Origin of the sequence: Aeromonas sp. MR16 (genome assembly GCF_022549315.1) — a bacterium.
Classification (GTDB): domain Bacteria; phylum Pseudomonadota; class Gammaproteobacteria; order Enterobacterales; family Aeromonadaceae; genus Aeromonas; species Aeromonas aquatica.
This window is the reverse complement of sequence record NZ_JAKZFK010000026.1, coordinates 45,626-61,117: the sequence shown is the minus strand read 5'-3', so window position 1 is coordinate 61,117 and position 15,492 is coordinate 45,626. Positions and strand designations below refer to the sequence as shown.

The 15,492-nt window shown below is 59.9% G+C and carries 24 protein-coding genes and 1 pseudogene; 19 read left to right on the top strand and 6 right to left on the bottom strand.

All coding sequences use genetic code 11. The features are described from left to right. From MM194_RS16985 to MM194_RS16970, 4 genes and pseudogenes are all read left to right on the top strand, one after another. Window positions 1-159: pseudogene (locus MM194_RS16985) on the top strand (IS3 family transposase); the annotation flags it as partial. A gap of 114 nt (window positions 160-273) precedes the next feature. After that, window positions 274-642, top strand: coding sequence for a phage tail protein (locus MM194_RS16980; RefSeq protein ID WP_241344217.1), 369 nt, complete (start codon window positions 274-276; stop codon window positions 640-642). A 69-nt stretch (window positions 643-711) separates the two neighbouring features. Beyond that, window positions 712-918: a hypothetical protein gene (locus tag MM194_RS16975; protein ID WP_241344216.1), complete on the top strand. Its 207-nt coding sequence runs from the start codon at window positions 712-714 to the stop codon at window positions 916-918. Window positions 919-930: 12 nt separating this feature from the next. Then, the gene (locus MM194_RS16970; protein ID WP_241344215.1) at window positions 931-1,137 is read left to right on the top strand and encodes a hypothetical protein; all 207 of its coding nucleotides are present in this window, start codon (window positions 931-933) and stop codon (window positions 1,135-1,137) included. 605 nt (window positions 1,138-1,742) lie between these two features. On the opposite strand, the gene MM194_RS16965 is transcribed toward MM194_RS16970, so the two are convergent. After that, a complete protein-coding gene (locus MM194_RS16965) occupies window positions 1,743-2,795 on the bottom strand; it encodes a site-specific integrase (protein ID WP_241344214.1) in 1,053 nt (350 codons plus the stop codon). Between the two features lie 51 nt (window positions 2,796-2,846). Next, window positions 2,847-3,563 carry an XRE family transcriptional regulator gene (locus MM194_RS16960; protein ID WP_241344213.1) on the bottom strand — a complete coding sequence of 239 codons (717 nt, stop codon included), beginning with the start codon at window positions 3,561-3,563 and terminating at the stop codon, window positions 2,847-2,849. Window positions 3,564-3,710: 147 nt separating this feature from the next. Between MM194_RS16960 and MM194_RS16955 the strand changes: the two genes are divergently transcribed. From MM194_RS16955 to MM194_RS16890, 14 genes are all read left to right on the top strand, one after another. After that, window positions 3,711-3,926 (top strand): hypothetical protein, encoded by a 216-nt coding sequence (locus tag MM194_RS16955; protein WP_015985385.1) that lies wholly within the window; start codon window positions 3,711-3,713, stop codon window positions 3,924-3,926. 29 nt (window positions 3,927-3,955) lie between these two features. After that, window positions 3,956-4,465, top strand: coding sequence for a phage regulatory CII family protein (locus tag MM194_RS16950; RefSeq protein WP_241344212.1), 510 nt, complete (start codon window positions 3,956-3,958; stop codon window positions 4,463-4,465). A gap of 10 nt (window positions 4,466-4,475) precedes the next feature. Next, window positions 4,476-4,934, top strand: a complete 459-nt coding sequence (locus tag MM194_RS16945; protein WP_241344211.1) for a hypothetical protein — start codon at window positions 4,476-4,478, stop codon at window positions 4,932-4,934. A gap of 68 nt (window positions 4,935-5,002) precedes the next feature. Continuing rightward, the gene (locus tag MM194_RS16940) at window positions 5,003-5,179 is read left to right on the top strand and encodes a hypothetical protein (RefSeq protein ID WP_193758892.1); all 177 of its coding nucleotides are present in this window, start codon (window positions 5,003-5,005) and stop codon (window positions 5,177-5,179) included. A gap of 2 nt (window positions 5,180-5,181) precedes the next feature. Beyond that, window positions 5,182-5,355 carry a hypothetical protein gene (locus MM194_RS16935; RefSeq protein ID WP_200886030.1) on the top strand — a complete coding sequence of 58 codons (174 nt, stop codon included), beginning with the start codon at window positions 5,182-5,184 and terminating at the stop codon, window positions 5,353-5,355. Further along, complete coding sequence (locus MM194_RS16930; protein ID WP_241344210.1) at window positions 5,352-5,543, top strand: hypothetical protein; 192 nt, start codon at window positions 5,352-5,354, stop codon at window positions 5,541-5,543. Before MM194_RS16935 ends, MM194_RS16930 begins: the two co-directional genes overlap by 4 nt. Further along, window positions 5,540-5,749 (top strand): hypothetical protein, encoded by a 210-nt coding sequence (locus MM194_RS16925; RefSeq protein WP_161647997.1) that lies wholly within the window; start codon window positions 5,540-5,542, stop codon window positions 5,747-5,749. The genes MM194_RS16930 and MM194_RS16925 overlap by 4 nt, the downstream gene beginning before the upstream one ends. Continuing rightward, entirely contained in the window at window positions 5,746-6,276 is a 531-nt protein-coding gene (locus tag MM194_RS16920) for a hypothetical protein (RefSeq protein ID WP_241344209.1), read from the top strand. Before MM194_RS16925 ends, MM194_RS16920 begins: the two co-directional genes overlap by 4 nt. After that, window positions 6,273-6,587, top strand: a complete 315-nt coding sequence (locus MM194_RS16915; protein ID WP_241344208.1) for a hypothetical protein — start codon at window positions 6,273-6,275, stop codon at window positions 6,585-6,587. The genes MM194_RS16920 and MM194_RS16915 overlap by 4 nt, the downstream gene beginning before the upstream one ends. Further along, on the top strand, window positions 6,584-6,841 hold the full coding sequence (locus MM194_RS16910; protein WP_241344207.1) for a hypothetical protein: 258 nt from the start codon (window positions 6,584-6,586) through the stop codon (window positions 6,839-6,841). The genes MM194_RS16915 and MM194_RS16910 overlap by 4 nt, the downstream gene beginning before the upstream one ends. Window positions 6,842-6,981: 140 nt before the next feature. Next, window positions 6,982-9,180 (top strand): replication endonuclease, encoded by a 2,199-nt coding sequence (locus MM194_RS16905; protein ID WP_241344220.1) that lies wholly within the window; start codon window positions 6,982-6,984, stop codon window positions 9,178-9,180. Between the two features lie 2 nt (window positions 9,181-9,182). Next, complete coding sequence (locus MM194_RS16900) at window positions 9,183-9,680, top strand: hypothetical protein (protein WP_241344219.1); 498 nt, start codon at window positions 9,183-9,185, stop codon at window positions 9,678-9,680. Further along, the gene (locus MM194_RS16895) at window positions 9,677-9,895 is read left to right on the top strand and encodes a hypothetical protein (RefSeq protein WP_241344206.1); all 219 of its coding nucleotides are present in this window, start codon (window positions 9,677-9,679) and stop codon (window positions 9,893-9,895) included. Before MM194_RS16900 ends, MM194_RS16895 begins: the two co-directional genes overlap by 4 nt. Window positions 9,896-10,166: 271 nt before the next feature. After that, on the top strand, window positions 10,167-10,421 hold the full coding sequence (locus tag MM194_RS16890; RefSeq protein WP_241344205.1) for a hypothetical protein: 255 nt from the start codon (window positions 10,167-10,169) through the stop codon (window positions 10,419-10,421). 603 nt (window positions 10,422-11,024) lie between these two features. On the opposite strand, the gene MM194_RS16885 is transcribed toward MM194_RS16890, so the two are convergent. Beyond that, on the bottom strand, window positions 11,025-11,390 hold the full coding sequence (locus MM194_RS16885) for a helix-turn-helix transcriptional regulator (RefSeq protein WP_102949126.1): 366 nt from the start codon (window positions 11,388-11,390) through the stop codon (window positions 11,025-11,027). 397 nt (window positions 11,391-11,787) lie between these two features. Between MM194_RS16885 and MM194_RS16880 the strand changes: the two genes are divergently transcribed. Continuing rightward, window positions 11,788-12,222, top strand: a complete 435-nt coding sequence (locus tag MM194_RS16880; protein ID WP_102949125.1) for a hypothetical protein — start codon at window positions 11,788-11,790, stop codon at window positions 12,220-12,222. Between the two features lie 20 nt (window positions 12,223-12,242). Here MM194_RS16880 and MM194_RS16875 read toward each other — a convergent pair whose 3' ends face one another. The 3 genes from MM194_RS16875 to MM194_RS16865 form a co-directional block, all read right to left on the bottom strand. Next, window positions 12,243-12,494: an ogr/Delta-like zinc finger family protein gene (locus tag MM194_RS16875; protein WP_161648005.1), complete on the bottom strand. Its 252-nt coding sequence runs from the start codon at window positions 12,492-12,494 to the stop codon at window positions 12,243-12,245. Window positions 12,495-12,559: 65 nt separating this feature from the next. After that, window positions 12,560-13,576: a phage portal protein gene (locus MM194_RS16870; RefSeq protein ID WP_241344204.1), complete on the bottom strand. Its 1,017-nt coding sequence runs from the start codon at window positions 13,574-13,576 to the stop codon at window positions 12,560-12,562. Continuing rightward, window positions 13,573-15,387 carry a terminase family protein gene (locus tag MM194_RS16865; protein WP_241344203.1) on the bottom strand — a complete coding sequence of 605 codons (1,815 nt, stop codon included), beginning with the start codon at window positions 15,385-15,387 and terminating at the stop codon, window positions 13,573-13,575. Before MM194_RS16865 ends, MM194_RS16870 begins: the two co-directional genes overlap by 4 nt. Window positions 15,388-15,492: the final 105 nt, after the last annotated feature.

Sequence of the window (15,492 nt, the reverse complement as noted above, 5' to 3'; positions counted from 1 at the left end):
CTCCCGACAACGGGATATATGAACCTGCGGGAGGCGAAGCGGGATATCAGTTACTACCTGATGGATTACTACAACTGGCGGCGTCCCCATCAACACAATGACGGGATCGCGCCAGCAAAAGCCGAGGCTCGGCCTAACCAAGTGTCCGGATTTAGTTGACCACTACACCTGGTTGGCCTGCTGCCGGTGTTCGATGCCTTCAAGCCGTTCGCCCCCCTGCTTGACGGCATCGGCAACGCCTCCACCCGCGATAACCAGTAAGAGGAGCCCACCATGATGATGACCCTGAGGTGGTTCGTGTTTGAGCGCCGAACCTTTGCCTCCCAATCACAGCAGGATGAGCGCGGCTGGCGCCACCCGGGCAATGCCCGCATTGGCACCGCCCCGGCCTACCAGTTCACCGGTCGCGACGATGAGACCAGCCCCCTGTCGGGCTCACTCTATCCAGAGGTGACCGGCGGCCCGGTCAGCCTCGATTTGCTGCACTCCATGGCCGATACCGGGCAAGCCTTCCCGCTGCTGCAGGGCGATGGGGTGATGCGCGGCAGGTTTGTCATTGAAGGGACCAGCGTGACCCGCTCGGAGTTCTTCCGCGATGGCGCAGCGCATCGAGTTCACCCTCAAACTCAAGCAGGTGGATGACGAGATAGCGACGGTCGGCCAGAAGCTGACCGGGCGCACGCTGAGCAGTCTCTATGGCCGGGTGATGACATGAACCAGCATCGCGCCCCGGCTTACCAGATCCTGGTCGATGGCCAGGATATTTCCGCCGCCATTCGCCCCCGCCTGATAGGCCTCTCCTTGGCTGACAACCGGGGTTTCGAAGTTGACACCATAGAGCTCTCCCTCGATGACACCGACGGCAAGCTGGCCTTGCCGCGGCGAGGGGCGCAGCTGCAAGCCCTGATTGGCTGGTAGGGCAGTGCCCCGGTGGACAAGGGCACCTACACCATCGACGAGGTGGAGCACGGCGGCGCCCCGGACGTGCTCAGCCTCCCAGCGCACGGCGGCGACGCCCACCGCCGCGTCTGCGCCACGGAAACCGTGCTCTTCCGCTCCCACCTGCGCGCCGCACCAATAAAATTTTTTGCAAAAGTGGATTACCGCAAAGCCATAGGCCCAGAGCGCGCCAGATAAAGGATCTGCGGCTTGGTTAGGATCTGAAAAGATCGAAAGAAATTGCAGGGTTTTACCGTTCGGCGGGGCGCTGGATAACGATGATGAAAACATAACTCATTGAATATATTGGGATTGTCGTACTTTCCATGGGAATTTGAACGATCGGGAAGGATCTGCGGGGGTTGCTTGGAGCTGGCTGGAAGGCGCTTAGTTTCAGCCGGTTAGGTGTGATGAGGGCTGATCTGATAACTGAAATTTTGAAAGGGCGCTACGGCCTTGGTGCGCTGGCTGGCCTGCTCCACGGAAAATAGGTTGTCTGTGAAGTGTGTCCGGTCACGCTTGGTACTGCTCTAGCAGCAGTGGACACGACAATAACCCGATCACCTAAACCTAGGTGGACACGATGTGGACACGATGTGGACACGTCGCCATGTTGGGGGGCCAGAAAAACGTAAGGCCACCCGCTTGGGTGGCCTTACGTCATTGAATTCTAAATGGTGCCCGGGGTCGGACTCGAACCGACACGTCTTTCAACGGCGGATTTTGAAACCGATGGGATGCCTTTTAAATCAATAGGTTACTGATTTCAAAGGGGCTGAAAAAAGCAATATGGCTAAATATCGCTAGATGTAAGGGGCCTCGGTCGCCACTTTGTCGCCATTTTTTAGCGCGGTGATCGGGTTGAGACGCACCGCATCTTCCAGGTGATCGGGGGCAAAGTGGGCATAGCGCATTGTCATCTTGATGTCGGTGTGGCCGAGGATGCGCTGTAGCACCAGGATGTTGCCGCCGTTCATCATGAAGTGACTGGAGAAGGTATGGCGCAGAACGTGGGTGCTCTGCCCAGCGGGCAACTTGATGCCAGCCCGTCTGATCGCCTTCTCGAAGTCGGCATAACAATCATCGAACAGGCGGCCGGTTCGCCGGGGCAGCATGGCCAGCAACCAGGGAGCAACGGGAACAGTCCGGTTTCGCTTGCCCTTGGTCTTGGTGAAGGTGATCCGGCCCATGCCGATCTGGGATCGGCTGACCTTCTCAATCTCGGACCAGCGAGCACCGGTCGAGAGGCAGAGCATCACAATGAGCCACAGATCCCGCTGCTCTTTGCAGGCATCGAGCAGTTGCTCGATTTCATCCTGGGAGAGATAGGCCAGCTCGCTTTCCTGCACCTTGTACTGGCGCAGATCGGCCAGCGGGTTACCGCCGCTCCACACTCCCAGGCGTGCCAGCTCATTGAATACCGCCTGCAGATAAAGCTGCTCCCGGTTGATGGTGGTCGGCGTCACCTGCTTGCGCTGCCCAGGCACATAGAGCTCACCAGCCAGCCGGCGCTCCCGGTATGCCGAGAAGTGCTCGGAGGTGAACTCGGTCGCAATGGGGTTATCCAGTGCCTCGCACAGCCACACCAATTTGTCTCGTCGCCGTTCACCGTCAGCCAGGGTCTGGCCGTGGCGTCCGAACCAGGCGGCAACGAGGTCTGACAGCCGCCGCTCATCACCGGTAACGGCCACTGCTTCTGTCTGTTGCCAGGGCTTGGCGGTGAGCATGTGGGATTCCCACGCCAGCGCCTCCCCCTTGGTGGCAAAGCGCTTGCGCTTCCGGGGCCCATCTCGGCCATCCGGGTAAATTTCAGACAGCCAGGGTTTTGTCTTGTGATCTGTTTTACGAACCGACATGGCTGTACACCACCACCTGATTTGCCTGGCCTTCGCTATCTCTAACTGCCATCAGAATTTCTTACCGGCCCAAACCACGCGGCCAACCAGATCCAGCTCGGCCAGTTCGGCCTTGCTCAGGTCACGGGATTTGTACAGGGGGTTGTCGGAGATGATGCGCACGCCGCCCAAGTCGAACTGCAGGCGCTTGACGAACAGGCCGCCATCGAGGCGCAGCACATAGAGCCCATCGCGGGGTGCTTCCCCGTTCTTCAGGCGAACCAGGATCACATCACCATCGTTGATAGTCGGCTCCATGCTGTCGCCCTTGGCCCGGATGACAGCCATCTTGGCCGGGTCAAACCCCTCTCGGCGCAGCCAGTCGGTACGGAACGCCATCGGTTCGGCCAGTGCTTCGTCTGTGATATTGGCGCCATGCCCTGCGCTCGCAAACACCTGATAGGCGGGAATCGTGGTGAACTCTTCGGTTACCTGAAAGCCTTGAACATCAGAAGCTGGCGCAATAGGAGGATTTGTTCGAGCGCTGGACCCTGCCTCACCGATACCAAACACCAGCCAGTCAAAGGTGACACCGCCTGCTCGCGCCAAGTTTAAAGCTCGATCAATAGGAGGAATGGTTCCCTCATACAGATAGCGCTTGAGGCCGCTATCGCTCATGTCTGCTCGTCGAGCAAAAGCGCGAATTGGTTCGTTGCCTATCACCTTAGTAAGTCGTTCTGAGAAGGATGACTGATCAAAATCAACCTTTAAAGCTTTCTCCGTAGTCATAAAGCACCTTATAGAACTTTATCGGGCTATTAATACTCCTTCGGCTTGACCAAGCAACTTTTTAGATCAACAATTCACTTTGTGAGATTGAATTGAAGCATTAGAGCTATATCGAGCCGTATTGAGCAACGTTTAAGGGGATCTATCATGTCAGAGATTGCACTCAAGATCGACACACCAGTCAAAACCATCGAGCGCTATAGCGCCGATACCGGCATCCCTGTTGGCACCGTCAAGAAGATGATCTCCAGTGGTGAGCTGCAGATCATGCCAAAACCAGGCCCAAAGCACCGCGTCCTGATCAACATGGTCGCGCTCTACCACAAAGCCGCAGCAGCAGCCTATCTCTCTGCAACCTCCTGATCACTATGGCACTCAATGGAGCGAGAACCATGTTTATCAGTAGCGACTGCAAACACCCGCACCTCGAATCTGCATGCAGCAGATTTAAATCCAATCACGTGATCAGCCAGATCGCCCCCTCCGCTGGCATCGACGCCCAGGTGCTGAGGAACAAGCTCAGTCCTGACCAGCCGCACCAGCTGACCGTGGTCGATCTGATCGCGCTCTACCACGCCACCGACGGGGACGAAACCCTGATCGACGGCATGCTGCTGGAGTGCGGCCTGACGGCCATCGCCATCCCCAGCGCCGACCGGGCGCCATCCCTACCCCACCAGGCGATCCGCCTCAACGCTGACGTTGCCAGTATCGGCCTGCGTGCGGTGGAGCTGGCCGAACGGGGACGGGTCACCCGCACCGAACGCAACACCATCATCAGTGTCGCCACCGCCGCCATGGGGTCGCTGGCACTGCTCATCCACGATGTCGAGGCCCGCTTTCAAGCCGTGCCGGCCGTCGCCTGCGCATCAGACATCCTGATGCAAACCATGACCATGTAAGGGGAGACCCATGCAACAGACACCCATCAACCACGAAGAGCGCAACCTCGCGGGCCTGACTCCGCTGGAGCAGGTGGCCATGAACACCGCTGGCTGCCAGATCCTGCGGGAGTTGTTCGGCAAAACGCGCTCCAGTCTGGACACCGACTGGCTGGCTCTGAGCCAGGCCAAGAAAGCCGCCATCTGTGCCATCGCCCGCCAGCCGCGGGGCGAGCTGATGACGGCCACCTTGTCAGCCCTGCCCCATGCCCAGCGCGAGGCGGTCAGGATGGCGGTGATCGCGCTGGAGTATCAGGGGGAGTTTCGCGGCGGCTGTGACGCCAAGGTGTGGCACCCGGCGCCAGTGACCAGACCCATCGGGGATATCGAGAGAGAGAAGAAGGAACGTGCCGCCAAGCTGCGCATGAAGCGCGCCGTCATGGCCGCCAACCAGATGACACAAAGCGGCCCGCGAGCAATCGGGCAATAAAAAACCCCGCAAAGGTGGTGGAACACCGCGGGGCTTTCATCAGTCACTTATCGACTAGGAAAATCGACATGCCAACTCTAGCCATTCTCGACACAGTGCGCAACCTGCGCCTGCAAAACCGCAAGCTGGCCCGCCTGGGTCAGCGCTACAACGCCAGCCCTGACCTGATCCATGCAGTAGAACGCCCGGCCGCCATGGCCTGGCGTGCGGTCTGGTCATGCGTCAACAGCCGTGGGGGGATCTGATCATGGCCGCCGTTATCACTCGTCACACCGAACCGACCATCAAGGCCGCCAGCGCCTACCTGGTGCAGCAGGGTTACACCAACTGCGGCACCACCTGGCTGCGCGGCCAGAACGGGTATGCCCGCATGGAGCGCATGCTCTCAGGCGCCATCCGCATCATCGAGGGGGTGGCATGAAAAAGCTGTTCCACCCCATCACCCGGCAGGCAGCCATGGCCGATTTGGCCGATCTGCCGCACCGCATCAGGGCGAAGACCTACACCACCAAGCGCGGCCCCGAGGGCCGCAATCTGCGCGAGCAGGCCCGCCTGCAACTGCGCTGGCACCAGCTATTCCACACCATGAACCGGAGGGCCCAGGCATGAGCATCGACGCCATTCACATCGCCAAGCGGGCAGAGCGGGCCGTGCTGCCGCTGCTGACCGAGCTGCTGGCCAGCACTGAGCAGACAAACCGCATCGCCCTGGGCGAGCTCTACTCCGGGGATGAGTACATCCAGGTGCAACTGGTCGTGACCAGCTGCCCTGCGGATCTGCTCGATGACGACTCCGTGATGGGGGATGAGGCATGAGCCAAGACCTGATGTTCCTTCGCTTGTTCAACGAGTTCGCCGCAGCCAACCCACAGGCTGCGGATGAATGGCTGTTCGCCGAGGGAAGAAGCGGTTTTACGTGGGATCTCGAAGAAGAGCGGATGGTATTCCAGCCGCAAGACGATGCCGCTCAGGTGCCGGTTGATGACCTGCTGCCGTTTATGGATAACCCGTTCTTCATTGGCGTTGATATGGCCTCTGGCCCCGATGCCTCCGTGATGCAAACCGTCAAGGTGCCGATCCGACCTAATCGCCTGAGCGTTATCCGCATCAGCTTCTTTGTGATGTGTCAGGACTGCCTGCGCCTCTCGCTCTACTCCAGGGAGAAACACGGCGAGCAAGAGTTCTGCCAGTGCGGAGGCCAGTGGTGTGGCTGCGAAAGCTGCAACGAACAAGCACTCATGCTGCTGAGCGGCGAGCGTGATCAAAACAAGCTGGGCCTGCAAGTGCCCATCTCAAGCTGGTCACCGGTGAACGGATGCGTGGTTGTAGGGGGTGCAGCATGACAGACCTGTTTGAACTGGAGGCACCGCTGGATGACCAAGGCACCATAGAGGCGGGCCCCGCCCACATGCAGCCGCCGGCGCCGGTCAGCCCGCTGACCAAGCACTGGGAGGCGGCACAGGAGGAATTCAACACCTCGGGCTGCGACGCCAAGCGCAACCGCAATATCACCCAGGAGCTGCTGGCCCTTGGCGCCATCCGCGCCGTGTACTGGTTGGCGCTGGGTGGCGGTGAGGTGGCGCTGGCCAGAGAGATCGCCGAGTGGTGGGCAGACTGCGAACCGCTCCACGGACTGGGGGAGACCATCAAATGAGCCACCGCCTGATCGCAGACCTGCAAACCCGTTTGGATAGATGGTTCGTCACAATGATGAGCGACGAGGCCCGCCTGCGCAGCTACCAGCGCGACCTGCTGGAAATGCGTCAGCTATCCCCTCGCCCGCGCTGCACGGTCTCCCTGACCCTACGCCAGTGTGTCGCAGCCAGAAAGATGGCGAGGCATGCCCGCCATGCGCTGGCCTCCTGCCGGAACAACATCAAAGAGCTGTCGGGTAGCAATCACCAATGACCAACCAACAAAAAACAGGGCCAGCCGCCGAGGCTGGCCATCTTGGTTTTGCCATCAGCCGCCTGCCGACGCCAAAACGCAACCAGCTGCCGCTATCCAAGAAGACCCTCAAGGCCCGTATCGATGCCCTCGCCAATGCCATGCCGGGCACCAAGCTGGAGGCCGCCTTTGTCGGTGCCCCTGGTGAATCCGATCTGGTCTGGGCGGTGCAGCTGCTCGATGGCCTCTCCATGCAGTTCACCCAGGTGCTGTTCAAGCAGTACGTGCGCCGCCGCAAAGATGGCACCACCCGCAACTGCCGCAGCGCAAACATCTGGCTGCGGGAACGGGTGAAGTGGGTCCGCTCCCTGGTGATGGCCCTGCCGGTCGATGCCCAGCAGCTACGCGATGATGACGGGCGCAAGCGGGTGGCCCACCAGTTCGCCAACCAGACTGCCGCCATCTGGAAGAACATCGAGCAGAACGCCGCCGCCGGTGAGCTGGATCTGATGGAGACATGGGAGGCCATCAAACAGCCGGCAGACCAGTGGGGATTCGTCGGCAGGATGCCGGACTTCAAAACCAGAGAGGCGCGGGATAACTGGATCCTGGGCGTGATGGTGCGCCTGCTATCTGCCAAGTGGTGGGAAAGGCGTATCAACCGCTGCTGGGACAGGCTGCAAGAGCACATCGCCATTCTGCTGGGCAAGGTGCGCAAGGGGGTCTCAGCCTACGTCTCGAACGCCACCATGAAGGTGGTGCGCGAGCGCAAGCGGGCCATGATGCGCTGGCTGGCCGAGTCGGAGGTGATGAACGAGCAGCACGACTTGGTTGTCTCGATGAAGGACTGCTGGGAAGCGAGCAATGCCAACCCGGTCAACCGCCGCGCCGAGATGATGACCCGCATGCGCGGCTTTGAAGACTACGCCGAGGAGCAGGGCCATGTGGGGGTGTTCTTCACCTGGACAGCCCCGAGCCGCTTCCATGCCTGGAAGACGGGCCGCAACGGCAAGACCATCGAAAATGACAAGTACCAGGGCGCCACCCCGCGCGACACCTGCGCCTATCTGGGCCAGCTCTGGAGCCGGGCCCGTTCATACCTGAAGCGCTGGGGCATGCCTATCTATGGCTTCCGGGTTTGTGAGCCGCACCACGATGGCACGCCGCACTGGCACATGCTGCTGTTTATGCGCAAATGCGACCGGAATGGGGTGATCGACACTCTGCAGCGTTATGCCCTGACAGATGATCGGCAGGAGCTGGAGCGCAACAACCTGGGCATTCCCTTCACCGACTTTACCCCGCGCTTCGACTGGAAGGAGATCGACCCGTCCAAAGGGGACGCCACCGGCTACATCGCCGCCTATATCGCCAAGAACATCGACGGCGAGCATGTGGATGGTGATGAAGAAGCGGGCACCAAGGCAGACCTGGGTGCCCAGCATGCCTGCGCCTGGGCCAGTTGGTGGGGGATCCGCACCTTCCAGCAGATCGGCGGCGCCCCTGTCGGGGTATGGCGCGAGCTGCGCCGCATCAGCAACGCCAAGAAGCACGGCGATCTGGTGGGGCCACCCAAGCCGGTCTTGCAAGACCCGCGCTTTGAGGCCGCCCGCTATGCCGCCGATAACGGCATCTTCCGCTGCTACCTCGAAGCCATGGGCGGGGCCCTCTCTACCCGCGCCGAGCACCCTATCAAGCTGGCCCACCTCATCGAGGAGCAGGCCAACGCTTACGGCGAAGACATCAAGCGCCTGATGGGGCTGCACACCGCTCGCCTGGGTATCAAGACCCGCCTGCAAGGGTGGGAAGTGGTGCCAGCAGGCACCTATGAGGCCGCCAAGGCCGCCGGGGCTACCGGTGTGGGTGTGGGTGTGGGTGTTGCAGTTAAGTCGGGCGACAGCCCGGCACCTTGGAGCTCTGACAATAACTGTACGCAGCCGGATCCTGAGGCGTTCGCGGATCAGTTGATGGCAGAGCAATGGGGTTTATCTCCCTTCTCTATCGGGCGTTTGCGGGCAGGTGCCAGCGTGACTGCGGACGGCTACACCCTCCGGCTTGAGAACGGCCAGGTGCAGTCGGGCCGAGCGCTCCCGAGCGAGCCGGACTGGGTGCCAGAGGGCCCGTCGCCAGCCGAGTCGAACCAGCCGGATGAGTACGCGGTACCGGAAGGCGATGAGGACTGGCCGATGCTGGTTGAGCTCTGCGGCAAGGTCTACCAGGCGCAGGGCCATACCGGTACCCGCAACTGGATAGAGATGCTGCCGGAGCCTTACCGCAGTGAGATGTGGCGGGTGCTGGAACGGCTGGACGTGCCGGAGTGGATGCAGGAACAGGACGACTACAGCGAGGAGTGGGCATGAACATGAACAGCAAGCAGACAGCCAGCAACGAAGAGTACCGCCGCCTGGATAACCGGGTGACCTGCATCCTCCAGCAGCGCTGGCCTGCCAACGAGATCAGCCAGTGGGTGGGGATGCTCAAGGGCAAGCAGCAGAACGTGGCCTGCGCCATCCTGCGCCGTCGCCATCCACGCCCATCGCTGCTGGCCCTGCCGGCCATCGCCGCCGAGGTGCCGAACCCGTTTCAGGCCAAGTCCAGCCGCCCCACCGTGCCAGTGCTGACAGCTGATGGCCGCTCGGTTGGCCGCCGCCATATCGTGGACGGACTGACCCCCGTGGCCATCGACCAGAGCGGAACTATCCGGTGCGCCGTGACCGGCCGCACCCTCTTTATCGCCCCGGGCAGCGCCATCGACCGCGCCAACCCGGGTGCTGCCGCACAGCTCAACCCAACATACCGGCCGGCACTGCACCAGGTAGTGGCTGACCACCGTCAAATCGAAACAGGAGCTCAATCATGAGAGACCCCCGCAAACATCCGGTACAGGGAGATGTGCTCACCCGCTTCGGTACCACCAGGGAAGTTAGGGCCACCAAGCAGAACGACCGCGGCACGGTTACCCATGTGGTGTATGGCCACCCAACCACCGACACTCCTCCGACTGAGGCGACCATCTCCAGCTGGCGGGCGTGGGCCAAGCAGGATGCCATGGTGGTCAGGAAGGGGGCGGCATGATCCAGCTAACAGATACCAGGGGCCGTCAACATGCGGTTAACCCTGATGCCATCGCCAGAGTGAGTGAGCCATCCACATCAGGCCACTGGCATGGAATCCACTCATACGTGCATCTGTTCGGCGGTGAGGTGATAGAGGTGCGCCAGCATGTGAGCGAGATACTGCGGCTGATAGCCGAAGAGAAGGACACTGCATGAACCCAGCCACTAAACGCAAGCGGGAACAACGCGAACGGAATGCAGCCCTAGGAATAACTCGCGTGGAGGTTAGGATGTCAGAACGGGAGCGCCAGCAACTCAACCACCTGCGCATTGCTCGGGCTGGCAGCGGTGAGCCATATTCCGCAGACGAGTATATCAGCACTCTGATCCGGCGGGACTGGGAACGCTGGTTGGAGCAGGAAGCTGAGCTGAAACAGCAGACCTGCCAGAACTGCGACTGCGCATTGCCAGAAGGATGCGGCGGGACCTTCAAGGGAGAGGCTCAGTGCTGGCACACCCAGGGCGACAAGGCGCTGGCGCTGTGACGTGATGAACGGTGCGACACCGACACCAAGAAAAGCATCAAGCCCCTCACCGAGGGGCTTTTTAATATTAATTGCATATGCTTTTTATATTTCTGGCAACCGAACCAACCTTAAAATAACAGTCCCCACTATTGAATAACTGCACCACTATTAAAATTACTGCACCACTTTCAAAATATTCATGGTCGGCGTTAAAAAATTTCAAAGTATTGAATATTTGAATGGTGTTTAAAGGTGGTTTAAATGCCGTTTAAAGATCTAATGAGCGTAAAACGTACAAAGCCAGTTGTAGCGGGGCTTGTGCTCAATCGTCTAGCGCCTAGTGATCAATTCACTAGCTTGTAGAGCGCTGGGGGTGGGCGGCCTAGACATATATGTCTAGTGAGCGGTGCACTTTCGCTTGCTTATATTTTCAAAAAAATAACAGATAAGTGTTATCAGCTTTAAAGATGTTTGACTTGCAATATTCAACATGGCTATGATGCGACCACTTAAACCAATTGTGAAATTATCCAGCCATGCCGGAGGGTATTATATTACCTGGAATTAATGGTCGGCATGAGTCCCCCTTGGTGCGTCAGATCCAAGGCCTTATGATGGGCATCAGCGATAACAGGCCATAGCACCGGCGCGAACCGCCAGCAGCCAATCGATCTCATCCTCGCTCAGGGCCATCAGTTGATCCCTGCGCTGGTGATGGTGGGTTTTGTAGAGGTTCCCGACCAGCCAGTCACTGGGTGGCAGCAGATGAGACAGAGGGATCCCGAGATGGATACAGATGGCGGCGGCGTGTTCCAGGTCAAAAAAGGTGGGAGTCTGGTCATCAAGCCAGCGGCCAATCGTCGCGGGAGCAACATGGATGACCTTGCCTGTGGCAGCGTTGGTCATGCCATGGCGTTTCAGCACGGCGCGAGTTATGCCTTTGGCACGAACCACATAGGCCCGGGCGAGGTTGATTTTCTTTTTCATGGGGCGCCTCCATCAGGTGCCCGTGCTCGGGGCCGTGATGACTGTCAGATCTGACAGGTCAAAATTCACAGATATGAAAAATCTAGTCGGCGAACGTCGAGATATGCAATCAGGTCACAGATAAAATTGTCAGGTCTAACCAGCAGTAGGAGGCAATGTGCAGGCGGGGATTCAAACAGAGATTTACAGTTCAATCAGGGAGATAGCGAAAGTCACCCCGGACCTGAAACTGGAAGACAGGGAGGGCATGTGCCGGGCTATCGCCACGCTATGCGAATTGGGCATGATGCTGGAGGAACAAGAAAAGAGGCCAGTTAACTGAAAAGTGACCGGTCACGAGCCAAGGGGGCGGAGGTTTTGATAGCATGCAGATTCACGCCCAAATGAGAACAACAAGATGAATCGAGTTATCGCGGCCAGCCTGCTGTTGCTGGCCACCTCCGTCATGGCCATCAGTGATACCGAAAAAACAGCGGTCATCGAGCGCTGCAAAGACCAGATGAACCAGTACGGCGCCGCCATGGTCAAGGCCTGTGTGGACCAGGATCTTGAGGCCTTTGAACAGCTGCTGGCCAACTACCGGCCCCACGAGAAGATCGTCAAGTTCTGTGTCAGAACCACCAAGGAATATGGCTGGAGCATGGTCAAAGCCTGCTCAGACCAGAACATAGAAGCGCGGCAGGCCATCTTGAACAATCAAGACAAGTACGCAAAGCACATGAAGAAAGTGGAATCCTGTGCCGACAGGATGGGGAAGATAGGTGGGTGGGTCATGATCAAGGCCTGCGCCGACCAGGACATCGAGGCGGAGCAAGCCCTCTCGCAATACTGAGTTGAAAAAAGCGAGGGGCGCTATTGCGCCCCCAGTCCTTTCAGTACCAACTGCCGCCCCTCTGGCGTCAGTGATCCAAGCAGCCCCAGCACCAACTGGTTCGTCGTCCTGGCCGACGGACTCAGCGTGTGAGTGAACGACAGTGTGGCTACCCAGCTATGACCACACTCAGCATCGGTGCACTGACAATAGAGATCAGAGACCTCATTGCTAAGCCGATTGGTCTTGGTAATACGGCCTCTCTGGCCACACTCTTTGCAAAAAACCCGCATCACCCCTCCCGACAAATCGAAATCTCAATCACCAGATTGCATCTTACATCAATAAGACTGTGTTTTTATACAGCAGCCCCTATCGTTTCTCGAAACGTGACCCACAGCGCCCGGGGCAGGCCAGCGCTGTTGATGGCGTCCTGCACCAATTCACACAGCGGCAGCACCTCGTTTCGGGCATAGGTGGCGTCGTACTTCTCGGGATCCCCGAGCCCGCCCCCGCCATTGGTTGGGATGATGCCGGCCAGCGCTGGCGGGTACCGATGCGCCGTCAGCACATCCTGGGCAGTGATCCCCTTGATGGCCGCGAACTCGTCCTTGGTGGCGATATCCCCCACCGGGATCAGCTTGATGCCATCGGGCTTGCCATCGGGGATGTTCACGAACATCGAGCGGAAGTTCCCCACCCCCTTGGAGTTCGCGATCATCTCCTTCATCTCCTCCTCGGTGTCGTCGTCCATGTTGGGGTCGGTCGCGTAGAAGATGAACCCCATGTGGGCGCCGTTGAGGAAGTAGCGGCGTCGGAACAGGGTGGCGTCCTGGTTGAGCAGTGCCGACTGCAGGCCGCCCAGGTAATCGGGCATGCCATAGACCTGCTGCTCGGGGTCATACTGGGCCAGCCAAATCACATCATCCGGGCGGTAAATCAGGTTCTGCTTGCCCTGCTGCAGGTAGACAAAGCACCCATCCTCGCGCCGGCGCAGATAGACGCTCGAGAGCGGGTGCAGCCCCACCACCTGGCCGAAACTGTTGCGCAGCTTGAGCAACCCCCCATCACCAAACTGCAGGTAGTTGTGTACGAACGCCGTGATGGTGGCACGTTGGTTGGTGAAGCGACCGGCGACCATGTTTCGCCTCGCCATCAGGATGGCCCCGTGGTGGGCATTGGCCCGGGCCACCTTGGCCAGCCCCTTGCGGTCGATAGGTGGCTGGTAGTATTCCCCATAGGGGTTGTAAAACACCCCGGTGTAATCGGTCATCCAGGCCGTGGGGTCGATGGCCTCGGGCATGCTGAACACCACCGAGGGCCGAGGGGTTGATGCGGCCGCCTGGGCCGGTTGTTGTGTCTGTCGCTTGGTCATGCTGCCTTCTTCTCTTGGCTGGTTGCCCAGGTGGATTTGCGTTTGCGGTGGGTATCAAGGGGTTCGTTGGCCACGGCGTGGGCAATGGCAAAAAATACGTCGGCGTGCCCGGTCACGTTGTCACGGGCCGCGCGGAAGGTCATCTGGCCACCGCCGGTGGTGCTGCGCTTGATGGCTAGGAACGCCAGCGGGATGTCCCGATCCGAGCTGTCCCACTCGATGCGGTTCGCCTCCACCACATCGATCATCTTGAGCACCAGCCGCGACTTGCTCTCGATGCTGTAGTTGATGGGGTGGCACACCCCTTTGAACACCGGCTTCAAGAGGTCAAACACCCCGGCGCCGATGCCGGAGACATCGACCCCGAGATAGGTGACCCGGAATTTCTTGGCAATGCGCTCGATCTCCTGCGCCTGGAACTGGAAGTTGAGCCCGCGCCAGTAGTGCTTTTCCAGCACCCGGAAGCGCTCACCGGAGACAGTGGGCGGGGCGACCACCACCAGGGTGGCGTTGTCGCGGGTGCGGCTCGGGTCATAGCCCATCCACACCTCGCGACGTCCGAACGGGTCAGGCCGCCCGGGCTTGTAGTCCTCCCATCGGGTGGGGTCCACCCCTGCCCGCTCCATGTCCTGAAACTTGAACACCGACAGGGCATCGTCGATGAAGCGGCACATGTAGAGGCGGTCGAACACCTCCTCCGGGTACTCGTCCTTGAGCTCCTCGATGTCGATGAGGTGGCAACCAAGGCGAATGGCGTCCTCGATGGTGATGACGTAGCGCCATTGCCTGTCAGGACAGACGCGGCCGCCATCGCGTAGGTCATCTTCGCCTGGGAAGTCGATGGCCACCCGGCTCGGGCGCTGCCCTTTCCAGCGATCCCCGGTCCAGAACCGGTAAGCCTCGTGCACCTTGCTCGACGGGGTCGAGAAGTAGGTCTTGCGCCAGTGGCTCTGGGTCGCCATGGCACTGGCCACATCAGACAGTTTCTCGAAGTTGGGGATCCAGAAGTATTCGTCGATGTAGACGTTGCCGGATCGGGACTGGGCACTGTTGGAGTTGGTGGAGCAGAAGTGCAGCTCGGCCCCATTCGACAGCACGATGGGGTTGCCGGTCAGGGTGACGCCCAGGAAGGTCTGGGCAATCTTGCAGATGTAGGAGCGGAACACCTCGGCCTGGGCCCGGGTGGCAGACAGGAAAATCTGGTTGCCGCCGGTCAGCACCGCATCTTCCAGCGCCTCGCCGGCGAAGTAGTAGGTCATGCCGATCTGACGGGACTTGAGGATGTTGCGGGTGCGCGGCAGCGCCGGGTCGTTCTTGGCCTCCCGCACACGCAACTGATAGCCGAACAGGGTGCCCAGCCACTCGGTAAAGTCATCGGCCGTCAGGTGCCCGATCTCGTTCTTGGCCTTCTTGCCGCCCTTGCGGCCGCCCCCTCCCTGGCTGTTGTGCTCACGCTTGCCACGGCTGGGCCCGGGTTCACTCCCTTCCGCCCGCTGAGTCTTGAGGGCCTGCTCACGCTCGGCCCACTTGAGCGCCTTCTCTTTGAGGCTGACATGGTGGCCGATGAGCCGGTCCAGCTCCTCCTGCTCGCCGGGGGTTTTCTTCTCGCGATCCAGCAACACATTGACGCGGCGGGCAATGGCATCCTCCACCGCCTCTTCGGTCAGCAGGTCACGCCAGCCGAGCTTTTCGGCCCAGTAGTAGATGATGCGACAGGAGTTGAGCCCCAGTTCGTCCTTGATCTCCTGGGGTGTCCATCGTTTAAGGTAGAGTCCCTTCGCCGCATTGCGGATCTCTTCGGGGTACGCCACGGCGCCTCCATCCGGTGAATGATGGCGCCATCATAGCCAGCCCCTTCCCCCCACTTATCCCACTGATGTTCGGAGCAATTCGGATTTCCTGATGGATCCGAATCC

What these genes read in the sequence shown, in the direction of transcription:
- MM194_RS16945 (WP_241344211.1), top strand. Translation starts at nt 4,476, where the DNA reads ATGCAACAGACACCCATCAACCACGAAGAGCGCAACCTCGCGGGCCTG.
- MM194_RS16890 (WP_241344205.1), top strand. Translation starts at nt 10,167, where the DNA reads ATGTCAGAACGGGAGCGCCAGCAACTCAACCACCTGCGCATTGCTCGG.
- MM194_RS16925 (WP_161647997.1), top strand. Translation starts at nt 5,540, where the DNA reads ATGAGCATCGACGCCATTCACATCGCCAAGCGGGCAGAGCGGGCCGTG.
- MM194_RS16975 (WP_241344216.1), top strand. Translation starts at nt 712, where the DNA reads ATGAACCAGCATCGCGCCCCGGCTTACCAGATCCTGGTCGATGGCCAG.
- MM194_RS16910 (WP_241344207.1), top strand. Translation starts at nt 6,584, where the DNA reads ATGAGCCACCGCCTGATCGCAGACCTGCAAACCCGTTTGGATAGATGG.
- MM194_RS16880 (WP_102949125.1), top strand. Translation starts at nt 11,788, where the DNA reads ATGAATCGAGTTATCGCGGCCAGCCTGCTGTTGCTGGCCACCTCCGTC.
- MM194_RS16980 (WP_241344217.1), top strand. Translation starts at nt 274, where the DNA reads ATGATGATGACCCTGAGGTGGTTCGTGTTTGAGCGCCGAACCTTTGCC.
- MM194_RS16875 (WP_161648005.1), bottom strand. Translation starts at nt 12,494, where the DNA reads ATGCGGGTTTTTTGCAAAGAGTGTGGCCAGAGAGGCCGTATTACCAAG.
- MM194_RS16905 (WP_241344220.1), top strand. Translation starts at nt 6,982, where the DNA reads ATGCCGGGCACCAAGCTGGAGGCCGCCTTTGTCGGTGCCCCTGGTGAA.
- MM194_RS16935 (WP_200886030.1), top strand. Translation starts at nt 5,182, where the DNA reads ATGGCCGCCGTTATCACTCGTCACACCGAACCGACCATCAAGGCCGCC.
- MM194_RS16895 (WP_241344206.1), top strand. Translation starts at nt 9,677, where the DNA reads ATGAGAGACCCCCGCAAACATCCGGTACAGGGAGATGTGCTCACCCGC.
- MM194_RS16920 (WP_241344209.1), top strand. Translation starts at nt 5,746, where the DNA reads ATGAGCCAAGACCTGATGTTCCTTCGCTTGTTCAACGAGTTCGCCGCA.
- MM194_RS16960 (WP_241344213.1), bottom strand. Translation starts at nt 3,563, where the DNA reads ATGACTACGGAGAAAGCTTTAAAGGTTGATTTTGATCAGTCATCCTTC.
- MM194_RS16915 (WP_241344208.1), top strand. Translation starts at nt 6,273, where the DNA reads ATGACAGACCTGTTTGAACTGGAGGCACCGCTGGATGACCAAGGCACC.
- MM194_RS16940 (WP_193758892.1), top strand. Translation starts at nt 5,003, where the DNA reads ATGCCAACTCTAGCCATTCTCGACACAGTGCGCAACCTGCGCCTGCAA.
- MM194_RS16885 (WP_102949126.1), bottom strand. Translation starts at nt 11,390, where the DNA reads ATGAAAAAGAAAATCAACCTCGCCCGGGCCTATGTGGTTCGTGCCAAA.
- MM194_RS16965 (WP_241344214.1), bottom strand. Translation starts at nt 2,795, where the DNA reads ATGTCGGTTCGTAAAACAGATCACAAGACAAAACCCTGGCTGTCTGAA.
- MM194_RS16955 (WP_015985385.1), top strand. Translation starts at nt 3,711, where the DNA reads ATGTCAGAGATTGCACTCAAGATCGACACACCAGTCAAAACCATCGAG.
- MM194_RS16870 (WP_241344204.1), bottom strand. Translation starts at nt 13,576, where the DNA reads ATGACCAAGCGACAGACACAACAACCGGCCCAGGCGGCCGCATCAACC.
- MM194_RS16930 (WP_241344210.1), top strand. Translation starts at nt 5,352, where the DNA reads ATGAAAAAGCTGTTCCACCCCATCACCCGGCAGGCAGCCATGGCCGAT.
- MM194_RS16900 (WP_241344219.1), top strand. Translation starts at nt 9,183, where the DNA reads ATGAACAGCAAGCAGACAGCCAGCAACGAAGAGTACCGCCGCCTGGAT.
- MM194_RS16950 (WP_241344212.1), top strand. Translation starts at nt 3,956, where the DNA reads ATGTTTATCAGTAGCGACTGCAAACACCCGCACCTCGAATCTGCATGC.